We start from the raw sequence: 20,549 nt of genomic DNA, 5'->3' as shown, positions 1-20,549 counted from the left end.
CACTTGCCGGAGAACCTCCATGAGCGACCAGAAAGATTCGTCAAAACCGCCACGACATCGTGGTGTCGGCATGGCGACCGGCATCGCGCTGGGCGTGGCGATCGGCATTGCCCTGGACAAGCTGGCCCTGGGCATCGCCATCGGCGTCGCGCTCGGTGCCGCATGGGAAGGCACGCGTCCGAAGCAGAAATAGGTTCGCCGCGACCCCGCGCGCGGGTCAGAACAGTTCGCCCTGCGGCGACGGCTTGCGCGGCGGCACGAAGCGCGAGGTATCGAGTTGCAGCTCGCGGGCACGGCCGAAGCCGTGCCGGCGGCAGGCCAGCTCGAAGCGGCGGCGCAGCAGATCGGCGAACACGCCCTGCCCGCGCATGCGGGTGGCGAAGTCGCTGTCGTAGTCGCGGCCGCCGTTCATCTGCTGCACCAGGCTCATCACGTGTTCGGCGCGCTGCGGCGCATGCAGCGCCAGCCATTCGCGGAACAGCGATTTCAGTTCGTGCGGCAGGCGCAGCGTGGTGTAACCGGCGCTGCGCGCGCCGGCATCAAAGGCCTGCGCCAGCACCGCTTCCATGTCCTTGTCGTTCAACGCGGGGATGATCGGCGCCACCAGCACGCCGACCGGCACGCCGGCCTCGGCCAGGTTGCGGATCGCCTTGATCCGCCGATGCGGCGCGCTGGCGCGCGGTTCGAGTTTCGCGGCGAGATGGTTGTCCAGCGAATTGACCGAGACGAGGACCTGCACCAGTCCTTCGCGCGCCATCGGCGCCAGGATGTCGAGGTCGCGCTCGACCAGCGCGTTCTTGGTCACGATGGTGCACGGGTGATGGCATTCGGCCAGCAGCTCCAGCGCGGCGCGGGTCAACCGCCAGCGCTTCTCGATCGGCTGGTAGGGGTCGGTGTTGCTGCCGATGTTGATCGGGCTGATCGCGTAGCCGGGCTTGCCCAGTTCCGCCCGCAGCATCTCGGCCAGGTTGCCCTTGGCGCGGATCTTCGTCTCGAAGTCGAGACCCGGCGACAGGTTGAGATAGCTGTGCGAGGGCCGCGCGAAGCAGTAGATGCAGCCGTGCTCGCAGCCGCGATACGGATTGATCGCCTGACTGAAGGCGATGTCCGGCGAGTCGTTGCGGCTGATCACGCTGCGCGCGCGCTCGTCGGTGACTTCCGTGCGCGGGCGCGGCGCATCCTCGTCCAGCAGCGCACCCTGCCAGCCGTCATCCTCGGCCTGGTGGCGGACGTGTTCGAAGCGGCCTTCGGGATTCGACGCGGCGCCGCGCCCCTTGTGCGCACGCGGGGCACAGGGTGAGTCGGGTGGTGATGGCGAGCTCATCCGGGCAGTGTGGCGTGCCGGAATCTCAATCGTGGCGACACCGCGTCAAGCTGTGATTCCACGCGCGCCCGGCGCGCATGGGCGGCGCTATGATCTGCCCGTCCGTCGCCGTGGGAGCGACGCTCCATCCACTTGCCGGGTCGTGCCCATGCGCTGGTTGCTGCTTATTTCCACCGTATTCGCCTTCGTGCTCTGCTTCACCCGCCACAGTGCCGGCGCGTGGGGTTTCTGGATGCTGGTCGGACTGCTCGGGGTGTTCGCCAGCACGCTGGCCTTCGTCCACGCCCGCATCGCCGGCAACACACGGGAAGCCAGCTTGTCCGAGTACGACCTCAAGCGTCTGCGCGAGGGCAAGCCGCCACTCCGGCATGAGCGTCCTTGACGCCGGTCAGGGCCCCAGCTCGGCCGCCATCGCGTCGCGCATCAGGTATTTCTGGATCTTGCCGGTCACCGTCATCGGGAAGGTGTCGACGAAGCGCACGTAGTGCGGCACCTTGTAATAGGCGAGGTGATGGCGGCAGTAGTCCTGGATCTCCGCCACGCTGGCGCTGACGCCGTCGCGCAGGATAATCCACGCGCACACCTGCTCGCCGAATTTCGGGTCGGGCACGCCGAACACCTGCACGTCGCGGATCTTCGGATGGCCGTAGAGGAACTCCTCGATCTCGCGCGGGTACACGTTCTCGCCGCCCCGGATGATCATGTCCTTGAGCCGGCCGACGATGCTGCAATAGCCGTCCGCGTCGATCACCGCCAGGTCGCCGGTATGCATCCAGCGCGCCTCGTCGATCACCTCGGCGGTGCGCGCGGGCTCGTCCCAGTAACCCAGCATCACCGAATAGCCCCGCGTGCACAGCTCGCCGGTGGTGCCGCGCGGCACCACCTGGCCGGCCTCGTCGACCAGTTTCACTTCCAGCTGCGGATGGATTCGCCCCACGCTGTCGACGCGGCGTTCCAGCGGATCGTCGGGCACGGTCTGGAAGCTCACCGGGCTGGTTTCGGTCATGCCGTAGGCGATGGTGACGTCGGCCATGTGCATCTCGCCGACCACCCGGCGCATCACCTCGATGGGACAGGGCGAGCCGGCCATGATGCCGGTGCGCAGCGAGCTCAGGTCGAATTCGCCAAAGCGCGGATGCTCCAGCTCGGCGATGAACATGGTGGGCACGCCGTGCAGGCCGGTGCATCGTTCCTCGGCCACGCATTGCAAGGTGGTCAGCGCGTCGAAGCCCTCGCCGGGGATCACCATGCAGGCGCCATGGGTGACGCAGGCCAGGTTGCCCAGCACCATGCCGAAGCAGTGATAGAACGGCACCGGGATGCACAACCGGTCCTGCTCGGTCAGGCGCATTGCCTCGCCGATGAACCAGCCGTTGTTGACGATGTTGTGGTGGGTCAGGGTGGCGCCCTTGGGCGCGCCGGTGGTGCCGGAGGTGAACTGGATGTTCACCGCGTCGTCGAAGTTGAGCGCCGCTTCGCGCACGCGCAACAGCGCACGCGCCGCCTCGTCGCCGAGTGCGGCCAGCTGCGCCCAGCGGCGGGTACCGGGCTGGTCCTGCTCGTCCAGCAGGATCACCTCGCGCAACGCGGGCAACCTGGCTGCCTGCAACTGGCCCGGTGCCGCCGTCGCCAGTTCCGGCGCCAGCTCGGTGAGCATCGCCAGGTATTGCGAGGTCTTGAAGCGGCGCGGCAGCACCAGTGCGCGGCAGGCCACCTTGTTCAGCGAGTACTCCAGCTCGTGCGCGCGGTACGCCGGATTGATGTTGACCAGGATCAGCCCGGCCTTCGGCGCGGCAAACTGCAGCACGACCCACTCGGCCCGGTTCGGCGCCCAGATGCCGATGCGCTCGCCCCGCTCCAGGCCCAGCGCCAGCAGGCCCGCCGCGACACGTTCCACCTCGGCATGGAATGCCCGATAGTCCAGGCGCAGGTCCTGCGCGCGCGCGACCAGCGCCGGTCGCTGCGGGTATTTCGCCGCCACCCGATCGAGCAGGCCACCGACGGTTTCGCCCAGCAGCGGCTGCAGGCTGGCGCCATGCACGTAACTCGGTGTGGCTGTGGTCATCGGCTGGTTCCCGGTGGCGTCACCGCTGAATGCTGAGCGCCAGCATACCCCGGCCCACAGCCGTCACGACCGCTGCACACGCGAGCGCAGACGCTGCGGCGGCGTGGCCCGGCATGCGGCCACCGTCGACTCTTTCGCTCGAACCAGGAGTTCATGATGACGCTTACCGCCCTGCTCATCTTCTTGTTGATAGGTGCCATCGCCGGCTGGCTGGCCGGGTTGATCGTGCGCGGTTTCGGCTTCGGCCTGCTTGGCAACATCGTGGTCGGCATCATCGGCGCGTTCCTGGCCGGCTGGCTGCTGCCGACGCTCGGTGTCGGCTTCAGCCTGGGCAATCCGATCGTCACCAGCATCGTCTACGCGATGATCGGTGCGATCGTGCTGCTGGTGATCATTGGACTGATCAAGCGCGCCTGACGCGCTTCGCAACGAAGAACGCAGCGGCTCCCGCCGCTGCGTTCTTCGTGCCGCGCCCGCATGGCTCAGGCGGTGATGTCGACATCCTTGGTTTCGCGCACGAACAGCATGCCGATCACGAAGGTCATCAGCGCGATCACCACCGGATACCACAGGCCCGCGTAGATGTTGCCGGTGAGCGCCACGATGCCGAACGACACCGAGGGCAGGAAGCCGCCGAACCAGCCGTTGCCGATGTGGTACGGCAGACTCATCGAGGTGTAGCGGATCTTGGTCGGGAACATTTCCACCAGCCACGCCGCGATCGGGCCGTAGACCATGGTCACGTACAGCACCAGCAGGAACAGCAGGAACACCAGCATCGGGTAATTGCTGCGTGCCGGATCGGCCTTGGCCGGGTAGCCGGCCTGGTCCAGCGCCGCGCCGAGGCTGGCCGCGAACGCCTTGCCCTGGGCCGCGAAGTCGGCCTTGGCCAGCGTGCTGCCCTCGAACGCATCGATGCTGGCGCTGCCCACCGTGACCTTTGCCACCGCGCCCGCCGGGGCGGCCTGGTTGTCGTACGGCACGCCGCGCTTGGCCAACGTGCTCTTGGCGATGTCGCAGGAGCTGGTGAAGGTGGAGGTGCCGGTGAGGTTGATCTGCAGGTGGCAGTTGGCCGGGTCGGCATGCACGGTGACCGGCGCCGTGGTGCGGGCCGCCTCGATGCCGGGATTGCCGTAGTGGGTGATCGCCTTGAAGATCGGGAAGTAGGTCAGCGCGGCCAGCAGGCAGCCGGCGAGCACCACCGGCTTGCGGCCGATCTTGTCCGACAGCCAGCCGAACACCACGAAGAACGGCGTGCCGATCAGCAGCGCGGCCGCGATCAGCAACTGGGTGGTGGTCGAATCGATCTTCAGCGTGCTGCCGAGGAAATACATCGCGTAGAACTGGCCGCAATACCACACCACGGCCTGGCCGGCGGTGGCGCCCAGCAGGGCCAGGATCACCAGCTTCAGGTTGCCCCAGCGGGCGAACGATTCGGTCAGCGGCGCCTTCGAGGTCTTGCCCTCTTCCTTCATCTGCTGGAACACCGGCGACTCGGCCAGCTGCAGGCGGATGTACACCGACACCGCCAGCAGCAGGGAGGAGATCAGGAACGGGATGCGCCAGCCCCAGTCCTCGAACTTGTCGCCCATCATCCATTTGCAGCCCAGGATCACCAGCAGCGACAGGAACAGGCCGAAGGTGGCGGTGATCTGGATGAAGCTGGTGTACAGGCCGCGCTTGCCCGGCGGTGCATGTTCGGCCACGTAGGTGGCCGCGCCGCCGTACTCGCCGCCCAGCGCCAGGCCCTGCAGCATGCGCAGCAGGATCAGGATCACCGGCGCCGCCACGCCGATCGAGCCGTAGCTGGGCAGCAGGCCCACGAAGAACGTGGACAGGCCCATGATCACGATGGTGATCAGGAAGGTGTATTTGCGCCCGACCAGGTCGCCGACCCGGCCGAACACCAGCGCACCGAACGGGCGCACGGCGAAGCCGGCGGCGAACGCCAGCAGGGCGAACACCAGCTGGCTGGCCTCGTTGAGCCCGGAGAAGAACTGCTTGCCGATGATCACGGCCAGCGAGCCGTACAGGTAGAAGTCGTACCACTCGAACACGGTACCCAGGCTGGACGCCAGGATGACCCGCTTGTGGCTGACATCGAGCGCGGCGCGCCCGTCGATCGCGGTGGTGGCCATGGATGTTTCCCCTCTCAGGATAGTGGGATGCCGCTCTCCGCCAGGGTGGAAGAGAAGTCGACCGATGCGGTCCCCCGGCAAGCCCCGGACCGCACCCCGTCATCCCCCCGCAAGGCGGGAGGCTGTGCGGCGATGCCAGGCATCGCCGGTGAAATCAGAAGCGGTACAGCGCGTTGAGGCTGACCTGGTTGCCGCTGGTGGTCTTGTGGTCGGTGCCGTTGCTGGTCGAATCCAGCTTGTCGTGCAGCCACTCCATGCCCAGCTCGTAGGAACCGGCCGCGTACTGCAGGCTCAACGCGGTCTGCCGATTGCGCAGCAGGCCGGTGGCGCCGTTGCCCATCCAGTCGACCACGTCGTTCCGGTCCGGCTTGTTGTAGGCGTAGAACGCGTACAGGCTCCAGTTCGGCGTGAAGCTGTAACCGGCCTGGGCATAGCCGCCGGTTTCCTGGATGTCGCCGAACTGCGACATCGCGCCGAAGATCTGGCCCAGGCCCTTGCCGCTGTACGCCGCGCCCTTGAAGGTCCACGGGCCGGGCTTCCACTGTCCGCCGAGCTCGTAGCCCACGCTGGTGACCTCGGACTTCACCGGCGTCGGCGCGGTGCCGCCCACGCCGCGCAGGTCGACCTTGCTGTAATGCGCCGCGAAGTAGGCCAGCCAGTTCTTGTCCTGCACGTGCAGGCGCGCCTCGAGCTGCGGCCGGAAGCCGGCGCTGCCCGCGGTCAGGTAATTGACGTTGTTGCCCGGGCCGCTCCAGTTGCCCTCGAACACGCCCACGTCGAGCCGCCACTGCGCACCGGTGCTGCCGTGGTTCAAGTCCTGCATCACCACCAGCCCGGGGAAGCGCCAGCCGATCACGCCCGAGCCATAGCCCAGCGGGAATGCGATATGCGCCAGCGAGGTGGCCGAGTTGTCGATCGGGAACATCAGGTCCCATTGCTGGCCGATGCGCACCGTGGTGCCACTCTCGGGGTTGGTCAGGTCCATGTAGGCCTGGCGCAGGCGCGGCGTCGGCTGCTGCTGGCTGTAGGCACCGGTGCCGTTGAAGCCGCCGAAGAAGTCCATCTCGATGCGACCGCCGCCGCTCCAGTTGCCGGCGAACTTGGCGCCCTTGAAGTCGAGCCAGAAACGCGTGTTGCGCACGTCGACGCCACTGAGCGAGCCGGTCGACCCCGGCGTCGGATACAGCGCGTTCTGGCCGTTGCCGTAGGAAAAGCTCTTGTTCTGGCTGAAGGCGCTGGCGCTGATGAAACCATGCAGGGCCACCGACACGCCGGGCGCGCTGCTGAACACCGGCGTCGCCGGCGCGGCAGCGACCTGCTGCACCGGGGCGGGCGCGGGAGCAGGCGCGGCCTTCTGCGCCTGCACCATCGCCTTGAGTTCGTTCAACTGTTGTTCGAGCTGGGCCACCCGTTGTTCGAGTTGCTGTTCGCGCGTGTCGCTTTGCGCGTGGCCGGCGAGCGGAAGCATCAGCGCACATGCCATGCTCAGGGCAAGCGCGTTGCGGCGATTGGTGTGTCGCGTAGTCATGCGTGCGTCTCCCCAGGTCGATGACAGGCCGAGCATGGCCATGCTGCAGCGCGCGCGACTATTCGCCATTGGTCGAAGTTCGACCAAAGTCGAGCGCGCCCGGCGCCGCAGGCCCCGGCTTGATCGGGCTACACTCGAAGTCCGTGCTGCGCCGGGCGCTGACGCCAGGCGCGCGAATCCCGTCGCCACTGGTGACGCCGCCAGCAGGAGCCAGCCATGTCCAAGCTTTATCCGGTCGACCCGTCGTTTGCCGCCGCAGCGCGTTTGCGCCACGACGACTACACCAGGCTGTATGCCGAGTCGGTCGGCGACCCGGAGGGCTTCTGGGGTCGCATCGGCCAGCGGCTGGACTGGATCAAGCCGCCGACGAAGATCAAGGATGTGTCGTTCGATCCGAAGGATCTGCACATCCGCTGGTACGAGGACGGCGAGCTCAACGTCAGCGCGAACTGCCTCGACCGCCACCTGGCCGAGCGCGGCGACAAGGTGGCAATCATCTTCGAGGGCGACGATCCGGCCAACTCGCGCAAGATCACCTACCGCGAGCTGCACGCCGAAGTGTGCAAGTTCGCCAACACGCTGAAGAACCTTGGCGTGGTCAAGGGCGACCGCATTGCGATCTACCTGCCAATGATTCCCGAGGCCGCGGTGGCGATGCTGGCCTGTGCCCGGCTGGGCGCGATCCACTCGGTGGTGTTCGGCGGCTTCTCGCCCGACTCGCTGGCCGGGCGCATCGTGGACTCGCAGGCCAAGGTGGTGATCACCGCGGACGAGGGCCTGCGCGCGGGCAAGCACATTCCGCTCAAGGTCAACGTGGACGCCGCACTCGAACGCCCCGGCACCAACAGCGTGGAAACCGTGATCGTGGTGCGCCACACCGGCAGCGCGGTACACATGCAGTCGCCGCGTGACCGTTATTGGCACACCTTGATGGAAGGCCAGAGCGCCGACTGCCCGGCCACCCCGGTCGAGGCCGAGCATCCGCTGTTCGTGCTGTACACCTCCGGCTCCACCGGCAAGCCGAAGGGCGTGCAGCACAGCACCGGCGGCTACCTGGTATTCATCAGCTACACCCACGAGCAGGTGTTCGACCTGCGCGAGAACGACGTCTACTGGTGCACCGCCGACGTCGGCTGGGTCACCGGCCACAGCTACGTGGTGTACGGCCCGCTGTGCAACGGCGCCACCACGGTGATGTTCGAAGGCGTGCCGAATTACCCCGACTTCAGCCGCTTCTGGCAGGTGATCGACAAGCACCAGGTCACCCTGTTCTACACCGCACCCACCGCGATCCGCGCGCTGATGCGCGAGGGCGAGGCGCCGGTGAAAAAGACCTCGCGCGCGTCCTTGCGCCTGCTCGGCTCGGTCGGCGAACCGATCAATCCCGAAGCGTGGGAGTGGTACCACCGCGTGGTCGGCGACGAGCGCTGCCCGATCGTCGACACCTGGTGGCAGACCGAGACCGGCGGCATCCTGATCTCGCCGCTGCCCGGCGCGATCGCCACCAAGCCGGGCTCCGCCACCTTGCCGTTCTTCGGCATCAAGCCGGCCATCGTCAACGCCGATGGCGAAGTGAAAGAGGGCGTGGCCGAAGGCAACCTGTTGATCACCGACTCCTGGCCCGGCCAGGTGCGCACCATCTACGGCGACCACCAGCGCTTCATCGAAACCTATTTCAGCGCCTATCCCGGCAACTATTTCACCGGCGACGGCGCGCGCCGCGACGAAGACGGCTACTACTGGATCACCGGCCGCGTCGACGACGTGATCAACGTCTCCGGCCATCGCCTGGGCACCGCCGAGGTGGAGAGCGCGCTGGTCTCGCACCCCAAGGTGGCCGAAGCCGCCGTGGTCGGTTGCCCGCACGAGATCAAGGGCCAGGGTATCTACGCCTACGTCACCCTGGTCGCCGGCGAGACCGGCAGCGACGAACTGCGCAAGGAGCTGATCGCCTGGGTACGCAAGGAGATCGGCCCGATCGCCACGCCCGACTACCTGCAGTGGGCGCCCGGCCTGCCGAAGACCCGCTCGGGCAAGATCATGCGTCGCATCCTGCGCAAGATCGGCGAGAACCTGCCCGACCAGCTCGGCGACATCACCACGCTGGCCGACCCGGGCGTGGTGAAGAACCTGGTCGACGAGCGGTTGATCAAGTGAAGCAGGAGTGAGTGGTGAGAAGCGAGAAGTGAGAGAAGGCCGGCCAGCTCGACGTTCTCTCTCGTTTCTCACTCCTCACCTCTCACTACTCGCCTTATGACTGACATCCTGATCGCCGACGACCATCCGCTGTTCCGCGACGCGTTGCAGCGCGCGGTGCTGGCGGCCGTGCCGCAGGCGCGGGTGCACAGTGCGGACAGCGTGCATGGGCTGCTCGGGCTGATCGAGCAATTCCCCGACGCCGAGCTGCTGCTGCTCGACCTGCACATGCCCGGCGCGCGGGGCTATTCGGCGCTGGCGCACATCCGCGGGCAGTATCCGGGACTGCCGATCATGGTGGTGTCCGGCCATGAAGAGGCCCAGGTGGCGCGGCGCGCGCTGGCCCACGGTGCGTCGGCCTATGTGCCCAAGTCCACCGCGGGCGAGGACATCGTGGCGGCGATCCGCGCCGTGCTCGATGGCGATGTCTGGCTGCCGCACGCCCTGCTGGGCGGTTCCGACGAACTGCGACCCGACGAAGCCGCCGCCGCAGCCCAGATCGCCACGCTGACTCCGCAGCAGTTCCGGGTGATGACGATGATCGCCGAGGGCCTGCTGAACAAGCAGATCGCCTGGGAGCTCGGCGTCTCCGAGGCCACCGTGAAGGCCCACATGACCGCGATCATGCGCAAGCTCGGGGTCAGCAACCGCACCCAGGTCGCGCTGGCCGCCAGCCAGCTGGCGGTGGACCAGGAAGCGATGCCGGTGCTGCCGCCCGAGGAAGACTGAGCGGGCCGCGGACAGCCGCCGCCCGTTGGTCGATACGTCGTGGTGAATGGCCGTCCATCCCTATAGACGTCCAATTGCGAAAAACCCCTTGCGCTTTTGCTGCATCGCACTATAGTCGAAAGGCAGCCATGCCCGTGGAGGGGAGTCAATGGATCAGCCGCAGGCCCAGGGTCTGTACGACCCGCGCAACGAACACGACGCCTGCGGCGTGGGCTTTGTCGCCCATATCAAGGGCCGCAAAAGCCACGCAATCATCGAGCAGGGCCTGCTGATCCTGCGCAATCTCGATCATCGCGGCGCGGTCGGCGCCGATGCGCTGATGGGCGATGGCGCCGGCATCCTGATCCAGATTCCCGACCAGTTCTATCGCGAGGAAATGGCCGTCCATAACGTCGTGCTGCCGCCACCGGGCGAGTACGGCGTGGGCATGGTGTTCCTGCCGCGCGAGCAGGCGTCGCGACTGGCCTGCCAGCAGGAACTCGAACGCGCGGTGCGAGCCGAGGGCCAGCAGGTGCTGGGCTGGCGCGACGTGCGGGTGGACGCCACGATGCCGATGTCGCCCACCGTGCGCGGACGCGAGCCGGTGATCCGGCAGATCTTCATCGGCCGCGGCCCGGACGTGATGGTGCCCGACGCGCTGGAGCGCAAGCTGTACGTGATCCGCAAGACCTCCAGCCACGCGATCCGCGCGCTGGGCCTGAAGTACGGCAAGGAATACTTCGTGCCGTCGATGTCCACCCGCACCGTGGTCTACAAGGGCCTGCTGCTGGCCGACCAGGTCGGCCAGTATTACCTCGACCTGGCCGACCCGCGCACGGTGTCGGCGCTGGCGATGGTGCACCAGCGCTTCTCCACCAACACCTTCCCGGCGTGGGAGCTGGCCCATCCGTACCGGATGATCGCGCACAACGGCGAGATCAACACGGTCAAGGGCAACGTCAACTGGATCAACGCGCGCACCGGCGCGATCTCCTCGGCGGTGCTCGGCGACGACCTGGCCAAGCTGTGGCCGCTGATCTACCCCGGCCAGTCCGACACCGCCTCGTTCGACAACTGCCTCGAACTGCTGACGATGGCCGGCTACCCGCTGTCGCACGCGATGATGATGATGATTCCCGAGGCGTGGGAACGGCACACCCTGATGGACGACAACCATCGCGCGTTCTACGAGTACCACGCCGCGATGATGGAGCCGTGGGATGGCCCGGCCGCGATCACCTTCACCGACGGCCGCCAGGTCGGCGCCACGCTGGATCGCAACGGCCTGCGCCCGGCGCGCTACCTGATCACCGACGACGACCTGGTGATCCTGGCCTCCGAGGCCGGCGTGCTGCCGGTGGCCGAGTCGCGCATCGTGAAGAAGTGGCGGCTGCAGCCGGGCAAGATGCTGCTGATCGACATGGAAGCCGGGCGGATCATCGACGACCAGGAACTGAAGGACCAGCTCGCCAACGCCAAGCCGTACAAGCAGTGGATCGAGCACATCCGGATCAAGCTGGACGCGTTGCCCGAGCCCCGCGCCGAGGCGCGCCTGGGCGACGACCTGCTCGATCGCCAGCAGGCGTTCGGCTACACCCAGGAAGACCTGAAATTCCAGCTGCTGCCGATGGCGCTGGACGGCCAGGAAGCGATCGGCGCGATGGGCAACGACGCACCGCTGGCGGTGCTGTCCGATCGCGACAAGTCGCTGTACAGCTATTTCCGCCAGTTGTTCGCCCAGGTCACCAACCCCTCGATCGACCCGATCCGCGAACAGCTGGTGATGTCGCTGGTGTCCTTCATCGGGCCCAAGCCGAACCTGCTGGACATCAACAACATCAACCCGCCGCTGCGACTGGAAGTGCAGCAGCCGGTGCTGGATTTCGCCGAGATGGCGAAGATCCGCAAGATCGGCCGCTACTCCAAGGGCAAGTTCCGCAGCTTCGAACTGGACATCACCTACCCCGCCGCGTGGGGCAAGCAAGGCATCGAGGCGCGCCTGGCCTCGCTGTGCGCGCAGGCGGTGGATGCGATCGGCCAGGGCCACAACATCCTGGTGGTGTCCGACCGCCACGCCGACCGCGAGCGCGTGGCGATCCCGGCCCTCCTGGCCACCTCGGCCGTCCATTTGCACCTGGTCAACCGCGGCCTGCGCACCAGCACCGGCCTGGTGGTGGAGACCGGCTCGGCGCGCGAGGTGCATCACTTCGCCCTGCTCGCCGGCTACGGCGCCGAGGCGATCCACCCCTACCTGGCGATGGAGGTGCTGGCGCAGCAGTTCGCCGCCAGCCCGGGCGGGATCAGCGCCGACAAGGCGATCCACAACTACATCAAGGCGATCGACAAGGGCTTGCAGAAGGTGATGTCCAAGATGGGCATCTCGACCTACATGTCCTACACCGGCGCGCAGATCTTCGAGGCGGTGGGTCTCAGCCGCGAGCTGGTCGATGGCTACTTCACCGGCACCACCTCGAACATCGAGGGCATCGGCCTGTTCGAGGTGGCCGAGGAGGCCTTGCGCCAGCACCGGGCGGCCTGGGGCGACGACCCGCTGCTGGCCGACGCGCTCGACGTGGGCGGCGAGTACGCCTGGCGCACGCGCGGCGACGAACACATGTGGACGCCGGACTCGATCGCCAAGCTGCAGCACGCGACGCGCGCCAACAACGCGGGCACGTACAAGGAATACGCCCAGCTGATCAACGACCAGACGCGCCGTCACATGACGCTGCGGGGGCTGTTCGAATTCCGGTTCGACGCCGCGACTGCCATTCCGATCGAGGAAGTGGAACCGGCGCAGGAAATCGTCAAGCGCTTCGCCACCGGCGCGATGTCGCTGGGCTCGATCTCCACCGAGGCGCACGCCACGCTGGCGGTGGCGATGAACCGGATCGGCGGCAAGTCCAACACCGGCGAAGGCGGCGAGGACGAGGCGCGCTACCGCGACGAATTGCGCGGCATCGCGATCCAGTCCGGCGACACCCTGGCCAGCGTGATCGGCGCGCAGCACATCGAAAGCGACATCGCGCTGGAAGCCGGCGATTCGCTGCGCTCGCGGATCAAGCAGGTGGCCTCGGGCCGCTTCGGCGTCACCGCGGCGTACCTGGTCTCGGCCGACCAGATCCAGATCAAGGTATCGCAGGGCGCCAAGCCCGGCGAGGGCGGCCAGCTACCCGGCCACAAGGTGTCCGAATACATCGCGCGGCTGCGCTTTTCGGTGCCCGGCGTGGGCCTGATCTCGCCGCCGCCGCACCACGACATCTATTCGATCGAGGATCTGGCCCAACTGATCCACGACCTGAAGAACTGCAATCCGCAGGCCTCGATCTCGGTGAAGCTGGTGTCCGAGATCGGCGTGGGCACGGTCGCCGCGGGCGTGGCCAAGTCCAAGGCCGACCACGTGGTGATCGCCGGTCACGACGGCGGCACCGGCGCCTCGCCATGGTCGTCGATCAGGCACGCCGGCACGCCCTGGGAATTGGGCCTGGCCGAGACCCAGCAGACCCTGGTGCTGAACCGGTTGCGCGGACGCATCCGGGTGCAGGCGGACGGCCAGATGAAGACCGGCCGCGACGTGGTGATCGGTGCGTTGCTGGGCGCCGACGAGTTCGGCTTCGCCACCGCGCCACTGGTGGTGGAAGGCTGCATCATGATGCGCAAATGCCACCTCAACACCTGCCCGGTCGGCGTGGCCACGCAGGACCCGGTGCTGCGCCGAAAGTTTGCCGGCAAGCCGGAACACGTGGTGAATTTCTTCTTCTTCGTCGCCGAGGAAGCGCGCCGGATCATGGCCCAGCTGGGCGTCCGCCGCTTCGACGACCTGGTCGGCCGCGCCGACCTGCTCGACGTGCGCCAGGGCATCGCGCACTGGAAGGCGCGCGGGCTGGATTTCTCGCGGGTGTTCCATCGCCCCGAGGTGCCCGCCGAGGTCGCCCGCCGCCACGTGGAATCGCAGGACCACGGCCTGGAGAAGGGCGGCAAGGCTCTCGACCACGTGCTGATCGAGAAGGCCCGCGCCGCGCTGGAACAGGGCGAGAAGACCAGCTTCATGCTCGGCGTGCGCAACGTGAACCGCACCGTGGGCACCATGCTGTCCGGCGAAGTGGCGCGGCGCTACGGCCACGCCGGCCTGCCCGACGACACCATCCACGTGCAGTTGTCCGGCGTCGCCGGGCAGAGTTTCGGCGCGTTCCTGGCCCGCGGCATCACCCTCGACCTGGTCGGCGAAGGCAACGACTACGTGGGCAAGGGCCTGTCCGGCGGCCGCATCATCGTGCGCTCGCCGAACGACTTCCACGGCTTCGGCCCGGAGCACATCATCGCGGGCAACACCGTGCTGTACGGCGCCACCGAGGGCGAGGCGCATTTCAACGGCGTCGCCGGCGAACGCTTCGCCGTGCGCAATTCCGGCGCCAGCGCGGTGGTCGAAGGCGTCGGCGACCACGGCTGCGAGTACATGACCGGCGGCACCGTGGTGGTGCTGGGCGATACCGGGCGCAACTTCGCCGCGGGAATGTCCGGCGGCGTGGCCTACGTGTACGACCCGCGCGGCGCGTTCGAGCGCAAGTGCAACCTCGCCATGGTGGCGCTGGAGCCGGTGCTTGCCGGCGTGGAGCAGGAGGTCCGCGTGCCGCCGCATCAATGGCATGCCGTTTCGCGCGGTGCGCCGCGCGCCACCGACGAGGCGATCTTGCGCCAGTTGATCGAGGCGCATTTCCGCCACACCGGCAGCTTCCGCGCCAAGGACATCCTGCACGACTGGCAAAGCGCCCGCGCGCGCTTCGTCAAGGTGATGCCACACGAATACCGGCGCGCACTGGGCGATGCGAACGCCGCGCCCGCAACGGCATCCACCGCGAAGGCCACGGCCTGAGACCAGGGGAAGACAGATGGGCAAGATCACCGGCTTTCTCGACTATCCGCGGCTCAGCGAAACCAGCGAGGCGCCCGCACAGCGCAAGAAGCACTGGCGCGAGTTCATCCGCCATCTGGGCGACGCCGACGCGTCGACCCAGGCCGCGCGCTGCATGGATTGCGGCATTCCGTTCTGCCACAACGGCTGCCCCGTCAACAACCTGATCCCCGACTTCAACGAGCTGGTCCACCAGCAGGACTGGCGGCGCGCGCTCGAAGTGCTGCACTCGACCAACAACTTCCCCGAGTTCACCGGGCGGATCTGCCCGGCGCCGTGCGAGTCGGCGTGCACGCTGAACATCAACAGCGAGGCGGTGGGCATCAAGTCGATCGAGCACAAGATCATCGACAAGGGCTGGGAAGAAGGCTGGGTCACCGCGCAACCGGCGGCGCGGCCCAGCGGCAGGAGCGTCGCCGTGGTCGGCTCCGGTCCGGCCGGACTCGCCGCCGCGCAGCAGCTGGCGCGGGCGGGACATGCGGTGACGGTGTTCGAGAAGAACGACCGCATCGGCGGCCTGCTGCGCTATGGCATCCCGGATTTCAAGCTGGACAAGATGCTGATCGATCGCCGCGTGGAGCAGTTGCGCGGCGAAGGCGTACAGTTCCGCACCGGCGTTTTCGTGGGCGATGCCGCCGCGGGAAGGGCCGGCGAGACGATCACGCCCGATCAGCTGAAGCAGGATTTCGACGCGGTGGTGATCGCCGGCGGCGCCGAGACGCCGCGCGACCTGCCGGTACCCGGGCGCGAACTGAACGGCGTGCATTTCGCGATGGACTTCCTGCCGCAGCAGAACAAGGTGGTCGCCGGCGACCGGCTCGACCGGCAGATCCTGGCCACCGCGAAGAACGTGGTGGTGATCGGCGGCGGCGACACCGGCTCGGATTGCGTGGGTACCTCCAATCGCCACGGTGCCGCGTCGGTGACCCAGTTCGAGCTGCTGCCGCAACCGCCGGTGCAGGAGAACAAGCCGCTGGTGTGGCCGTACTGGCCGATTCGCCTGCGCACTTCGAGCTCGCACGAGGAAGGCTGCCAGCGCGACTGGGCGGTGGCCACCAAGTGTTTCAACGACGACGGCGCGGGCAACGTGCGCAGCCTCACCGCGGTGCGGCTGGAGTGGAAGGACGGCCGGATGACCGAGATCGCCGGCAGCGAGTTCGAGGTGCCCGCCGGGCTGGTGCTGCTGGCGATGGGTTTCGTCTCGCCGCTGCAGCATGTGCTGGACGCGTTCGGCGTGGAGAAGGACGCCCGCGGCAACGCCAGGGCCGGCACCGACGACTACCGCACCAGCGTCGACCAGGTGTTCGCCGCCGGCGACATGCGGCGCGGGCAGTCGCTGGTGGTGTGGGCGATTCGCGAAGGCCGCCAGTGCGCTCGTGCGGTCGACGAGTACCTGATGGGCAGTTCGCTGCTGCCGCGCTGAGCTGGCTGAACTGTGCTGGCTGAGCTAGTGCTGGCTGGGCTAGTGCTGGCCGCGCAGCGGCGCAGCCAGCAGCGCGCGCAGGGCCGCCGGCTTCACCGGCTTGTGCAACAGCGGGTAACCCAGCGCCCGTGCCCGCTGCTTCAGCTCGCTGCTGCCGTCGGCGGTGATGATCGCCGCCGGCGGCATCTGCACCACCGCGTCGCGCAGTTGCTGCAGGGCCTGCAGGCCATCGACATCGTTGGCCAGGTGGTAGTCGGCGAGGATCAGGTCGATCGGACCACGCCGCAGTTCCGCCCGCGCCTGGTCCACGTCGACCGCGGTGCGGCAGTCGATGCCCCAGCGCCCGAGCAACGCGCGCATGCCGTCGAGGATCGACTCGTCGTTGTCCAGGCACAGCACGGTCAGCGGCAGCTGCGTGTCCGGGCCGCTGCGCGCCACGCGCCGACGCCGCATCGGCACGCTTTCATTGCGTGGCACGCTCACCGCGAAACGGCTGCCATGCTGCACGCGTGAGTCGAGGTCCAGGCGATGGCCGAGAATGCCGGCCAGCCGGTCGCAGATCGACAGGCCCAGGCCCAGCCCCTTCTCGCCCCACGGCGACGGCTGCTCCAGGCGCTGGAACTCGTCGAAGATCCGCGCCCGCTGCTCCGGCGGAATCCCCGGTCCGGTGTCCCACACCTCGATGCGCACCTGGTCGCCGAGCCGGCGCGCACCCAGCAGCACGCCGCCGTGGCGCGTGTAGCGCAAGGCATTGGACAGGAAGTTCTGCAGGATCCGCCGCAACAGCTGGGGATCGCTGCGCACGGCCAGTCGCGTCGGCGCCACGCGCAGGCGCAGGTCACGCTGTTCGGCCACCACGGCGAACTGCGCCTTCAGCGAATCGAACAGGTCGGCCAGCGCAAAGCCCGATACGTCGGGACGATAGCTGCCGGTGTCCAGGCGCGAGGTGTCGAGCAGTGCGTCCAGCAGGTCCTCGGCCGCGCGGAACGAGGCATCGATGCGTTCGGCCAGCTGTTCGGCCTCGCTGTCCAGCCCCGGATGCTGGCGCAGCGCCGAGGTGAACAACCGCGCGGCGTTCAACGGCTGCAGCAGGTCGTGGCTGGCGGCGGCGAGGAAGCGCGTCTTGGAAATGTTCGCCGCCTCGGCCGCACGACGCGCCTGGGCGGTGGCCACCAGCGCTTCGGACAGTTCGGCGGTGCGCTGCTCCACGCGCAGCTCCAGCGTCTCGTTGGCTTCCATCAGCGCCTGCTCGGCGTTCTTGTAGGCGGTCACGTCGGTATAGGTGGTCACGTAGCCGCCGCCGGGCAGGGCGCGGCCGTGCATCTCGATCACCGTGCCGTCCGGCCGGATGCGCTGGAACAGGTGCGAGGAGCCGGCGCGCATGTAGTCGATGCGTTTGGCCACATGGCCGTCCACTTCGCCGGGACCGCACTCGCCCAGCTCGGCGTTCCAGCGGATCAGCTCGGCCACCGGCACGCCGACGTGGACCATGCCGTCGGGATAGTCGAACAGCTCCAGGTAGCGCCGGTTCCATGCCACCAGGCGCATGCTGGCGTCGACCACGCTGATGCCCTGCGAAACGTTTTCCAGCGTGGTGGACAGCAGTTCGCGGTTGAAGCGCAGTTCCTGCGAGGCTTCGTCCAGCAGCGCCATCGACTCGGCCAGGTCCAGCCCGCTGCCGGAGAGCGCGCTGATCAGGATGCGCCGCGCATTCGCCGCGCCGACAGCCGAGGCGAGCAGGCGTTCGGTGAACTGGATCAGCGCGCGATCCGCGGCGGCGCCGGGCAGCAGCGGCTTGTCCAGGCGGTGGCCGTACTCCTCGAACGCGCGCGCGCTGCTGCGCTCGCCGACGATGCGTTCGGCGATCGTGCGCAGGTCGGCCACCACCACGCGGCCACGCCAGTCGCCCGCGCCGCTGCGACTGGCCGGATCGGCATCCATGAACACCGCCGCGTGCAGGCGCTCTTCCAGGCTGGGCCGGAAGCGCAGCGAGACGAACACCAGGCAGCCCACGTTGACCAGCAACGACCAGAACGTGCCGTGCATCACCGGTTCCCAGCCGCTGAGGTGGAACAGCGCCTGCGGACGCAGCCAGTCCCAGCCCAACGGCCCCTGCTGCAGCCACTGGTCCGAGCGGATCAGCGCCGGCAGCAGCAGGGTGTAGACCCATACGATGAAGCCGCCGGCCAGGCCCACCACCACGCCACGACGGCTGGCGCCGCGCCAGTACATCGCGGCGACCAGGGCCGGGGCAAACTGCGCCACCGCGGCGAACGCCAGCAGGCCGGTGGCGGCCAGGTTCTCCGCATTGGCGGCGACGCGGTAGTACGCGTAGGCCATCGCCGCCAGCAGGACGATCGCGATTCGCCGCACGCCCAGCACCAGCTGCGACAGGTCGCTGCGATGTTCCAGCCGCAGGCGGCGGAAGCGCAGCAGGGCCGGCATCACCAGGTCGTTGCTGATCATCGTGGACAATGCCACCGCCGCCACGATCACCATGCCGGTGGCGGCCGAGAATCCGCCCACGAAAGCCAGCAGGGCCATGCCCCGATCGCCGTGCGACAACGGCAGGGTCAGCACCCACGCGTCAGCCGCGCCGTCGCGCACCAGCGGCATGTGCGCGCCGGCCGCCACGATCGGCAGCACCGCGAGGCTGACGATCACCAGGTACAGCGGCACCATCCAGCGCGCGCGGCTGAGATCGCTGGCGTCCTCGCATTCGACCATGCCGATCTGGAACTGGCGCGGCAGGCAGAACATCGCGCAGAAGGCCAGCATCGTCTGGGCCATGAAGCCCGGGCTCAGTCCGTGACTCAGCTGGGCCATCGGCGGCTGCACGGTGCCGAGCAGGCCGGGGCCACGCCACAGCGCGTAGCCCGCCAGCGCCACGAAGGCGAACAGCTTGATCAGCGATTCCAGCGCGATCGCCAGCATCAGGCCATGGTGGTGCTCGGTCGCATCGATGCTGCGCGTGCCGAACAGGATCGCGAACAGGGCCAGCAGCACGGCACACCACATCGCGCTGTCGATCCCGCCCGCCTTCATCGCACCAAACGCCGCGCCGCCCAGCACGCCGTACGACATTGCCACGGCCTTGAACTGCAGCGCGATATACGGCACCACCGCGATCACCGCGATCACCGCGACCAGCGCCGCCAGCCCGTGCGACTTGCCGAAGCGTGCACCGATGAAGTCGGCGATCGACGTGATGTTGCGCTGCCTGACCACTTGCACCAGCCGGCGCAGCAGGCCGAAACCGAACACGTACAGCAGGATCGGGCCCAGATAGATCGGCAGATAGGCCAGGCCGTCGCGCGCGGCCGTGCCCACGGCGCCGTAGAACGTCCACGACGAACAATAGACGGCCAGCGCCAGGCTGTAGACGATCGGGCGCAGGCGCGGCTGACGCGGATACAGCGGTCGCCGGTCGCCCGCGTAGGCCACCACGAACAGCAGTCCCACGTAGAGCAGCGACACCAGCAGCAGCAACCAGCCCTGGATCAAGCCAATCTCCCCCAGCAGATGGGCGGCGCGGCGGGCGATCCGCGCTTGTGCCCCGGCGGGCCGGACGGCACCATGCCCTGATGATCGCCCCGCCCGAACTCGTGCTTGCCAACGTAGCAGAGGCCCTGCGCGATGACGAGATTCATGTGTGGCGAGTGCACTACCGACAGGCGCTGGGACGGAAGCCGCTGCGCGCGGTGCTTGCCGCCTATCTCGATGTCAGTCTGGAACGGGTGGCGCTGGTGGATGGCGAGCATGGGCGTCCCGCGCTGGGCGCGTTCCACGATCAGTCGCTGGGCTTCAACTGGTCGCACAGCGGTGATCAGGCGCTGATCGCGGTGGGGCGGCACGTGGCGCCCGGGATCGACCTCGAGCGCGCGCGACCGCGCCAGCGCAGTCTGGAGATTGCCCGGCGCTTCTTCAGCGCCGACGAAGCGGCGGCCCTGGCGGCGTTGCCGGCGGCGGCGCGCGACGCGGCCTTTCTGGAGCTGTGGACGGCCAAGGAGGCCGTGGTGAAGGCGCTGGGACGCGGCATCGCGTTCGGGCTCGACCGCTTCAGCGTCACCAGCGATGCCGGACAGCTGCGCCTGCGACACCTTCAAGGTGACGACGTCGACGCCTGGCAACTGCGCCGGCTCGAGCTGGACACCGGCCTGGTCGCGGCACTGGCGTGGCGCGGGGACGAGCGCCGGATACGGTTCGGGGCGCTTGCCAGCAGCGAGTGATCGGCGCACTGTTTCCGGTCGATCGA

The 20,549-nt window shown here is 68.1% G+C and carries 13 protein-coding genes; 8 read left to right on the top strand and 5 right to left on the bottom strand.

All coding sequences use genetic code 11. From position 1 onward, the window contains the following. The first annotated feature begins 19 nt into the window (after positions 1 to 19). Positions 20 to 193: a glycine zipper domain-containing protein gene (locus AC3A56_RS14750; protein ID WP_487770831.1), complete on the top strand. Its 174-nt coding sequence runs from the start codon at positions 20 to 22 to the stop codon at positions 191 to 193. A gap of 24 nt (positions 194 to 217) precedes the next feature. Here AC3A56_RS14750 and AC3A56_RS14745 read toward each other — a convergent pair whose 3' ends face one another. Then, a complete protein-coding gene (locus AC3A56_RS14745; protein ID WP_487770830.1) occupies positions 218 to 1,324 on the bottom strand; it encodes a PA0069 family radical SAM protein in 1,107 nt (368 codons plus the stop codon). A 148-nt stretch (positions 1,325 to 1,472) separates the two neighbouring features. On the opposite strand from AC3A56_RS14745, the gene AC3A56_RS14740 reads away from it, so the two are divergent. Beyond that, on the top strand, positions 1,473 to 1,706 hold the full coding sequence (locus AC3A56_RS14740; protein WP_056714559.1) for a hypothetical protein: 234 nt from the start codon (positions 1,473 to 1,475) through the stop codon (positions 1,704 to 1,706). Positions 1,707 to 1,712: 6 nt separating this feature from the next. On the opposite strand, the gene AC3A56_RS14735 is transcribed toward AC3A56_RS14740, so the two are convergent. Continuing rightward, complete coding sequence (locus tag AC3A56_RS14735; RefSeq protein WP_487770829.1) at positions 1,713 to 3,389, bottom strand: AMP-binding protein; 1,677 nt, start codon at positions 3,387 to 3,389, stop codon at positions 1,713 to 1,715. Positions 3,390 to 3,545: 156 nt separating this feature from the next. On the opposite strand from AC3A56_RS14735, the gene AC3A56_RS14730 reads away from it, so the two are divergent. Next, the gene (locus tag AC3A56_RS14730) at positions 3,546 to 3,806 is read left to right on the top strand and encodes a GlsB/YeaQ/YmgE family stress response membrane protein (protein ID WP_007809790.1); all 261 of its coding nucleotides are present in this window, start codon (positions 3,546 to 3,548) and stop codon (positions 3,804 to 3,806) included. 65 nt (positions 3,807 to 3,871) lie between these two features. On the opposite strand, the gene AC3A56_RS14725 is transcribed toward AC3A56_RS14730, so the two are convergent. Both AC3A56_RS14725 and AC3A56_RS14720 read right to left on the bottom strand, forming a co-directional pair. Continuing rightward, positions 3,872 to 5,527, bottom strand: a complete 1,656-nt coding sequence (locus AC3A56_RS14725) for an MFS transporter (protein ID WP_487770828.1) — start codon at positions 5,525 to 5,527, stop codon at positions 3,872 to 3,874. Between the two features lie 154 nt (positions 5,528 to 5,681). Next, complete coding sequence (locus AC3A56_RS14720; protein ID WP_487770827.1) at positions 5,682 to 7,055, bottom strand: porin family protein; 1,374 nt, start codon at positions 7,053 to 7,055, stop codon at positions 5,682 to 5,684. Positions 7,056 to 7,271: 216 nt separating this feature from the next. Here AC3A56_RS14720 and acs point away from each other — a divergent pair, with 216 nt between their 5' ends. The 4 genes from acs to AC3A56_RS14700 all read left to right on the top strand — a co-directional run bounded on the left by acs (position 7,272) and on the right by AC3A56_RS14700 (position 16,294). After that, complete coding sequence (gene acs, locus AC3A56_RS14715; protein ID WP_487770826.1) at positions 7,272 to 9,212, top strand: acetate--CoA ligase; 1,941 nt, start codon at positions 7,272 to 7,274, stop codon at positions 9,210 to 9,212. 96 nt (positions 9,213 to 9,308) lie between these two features. Beyond that, the gene (locus AC3A56_RS14710) at positions 9,309 to 9,980 is read left to right on the top strand and encodes a response regulator (protein ID WP_487770825.1); all 672 of its coding nucleotides are present in this window, start codon (positions 9,309 to 9,311) and stop codon (positions 9,978 to 9,980) included. 148 nt (positions 9,981 to 10,128) lie between these two features. Further along, entirely contained in the window at positions 10,129 to 14,832 is a 4,704-nt protein-coding gene (locus tag AC3A56_RS14705) for a glutamate synthase-related protein (RefSeq protein ID WP_487770824.1), read from the top strand. A 16-nt stretch (positions 14,833 to 14,848) separates the two neighbouring features. Continuing rightward, positions 14,849 to 16,294, top strand: a complete 1,446-nt coding sequence (locus AC3A56_RS14700; protein ID WP_487770823.1) for a glutamate synthase subunit beta — start codon at positions 14,849 to 14,851, stop codon at positions 16,292 to 16,294. 39 nt (positions 16,295 to 16,333) lie between these two features. On the opposite strand, the gene AC3A56_RS14695 is transcribed toward AC3A56_RS14700, so the two are convergent. After that, complete coding sequence (locus AC3A56_RS14695) at positions 16,334 to 19,798, bottom strand: hybrid sensor histidine kinase/response regulator (protein ID WP_056762893.1); 3,465 nt, start codon at positions 19,796 to 19,798, stop codon at positions 16,334 to 16,336. A gap of 80 nt (positions 19,799 to 19,878) precedes the next feature. Here AC3A56_RS14695 and AC3A56_RS14690 point away from each other — a divergent pair, with 80 nt between their 5' ends. Then, positions 19,879 to 20,523 (top strand): 4'-phosphopantetheinyl transferase family protein, encoded by a 645-nt coding sequence (locus AC3A56_RS14690; RefSeq protein WP_487770822.1) that lies wholly within the window; start codon positions 19,879 to 19,881, stop codon positions 20,521 to 20,523. The last annotated feature ends 26 nt before the right edge of the window (positions 20,524 to 20,549 follow it).

The sequence above is a fragment of the Rhodanobacter sp. Soil_C_14 genome (genome assembly GCF_057657335.1).
This window is presented reverse-complemented; position numbering and strand designations above follow the sequence as displayed.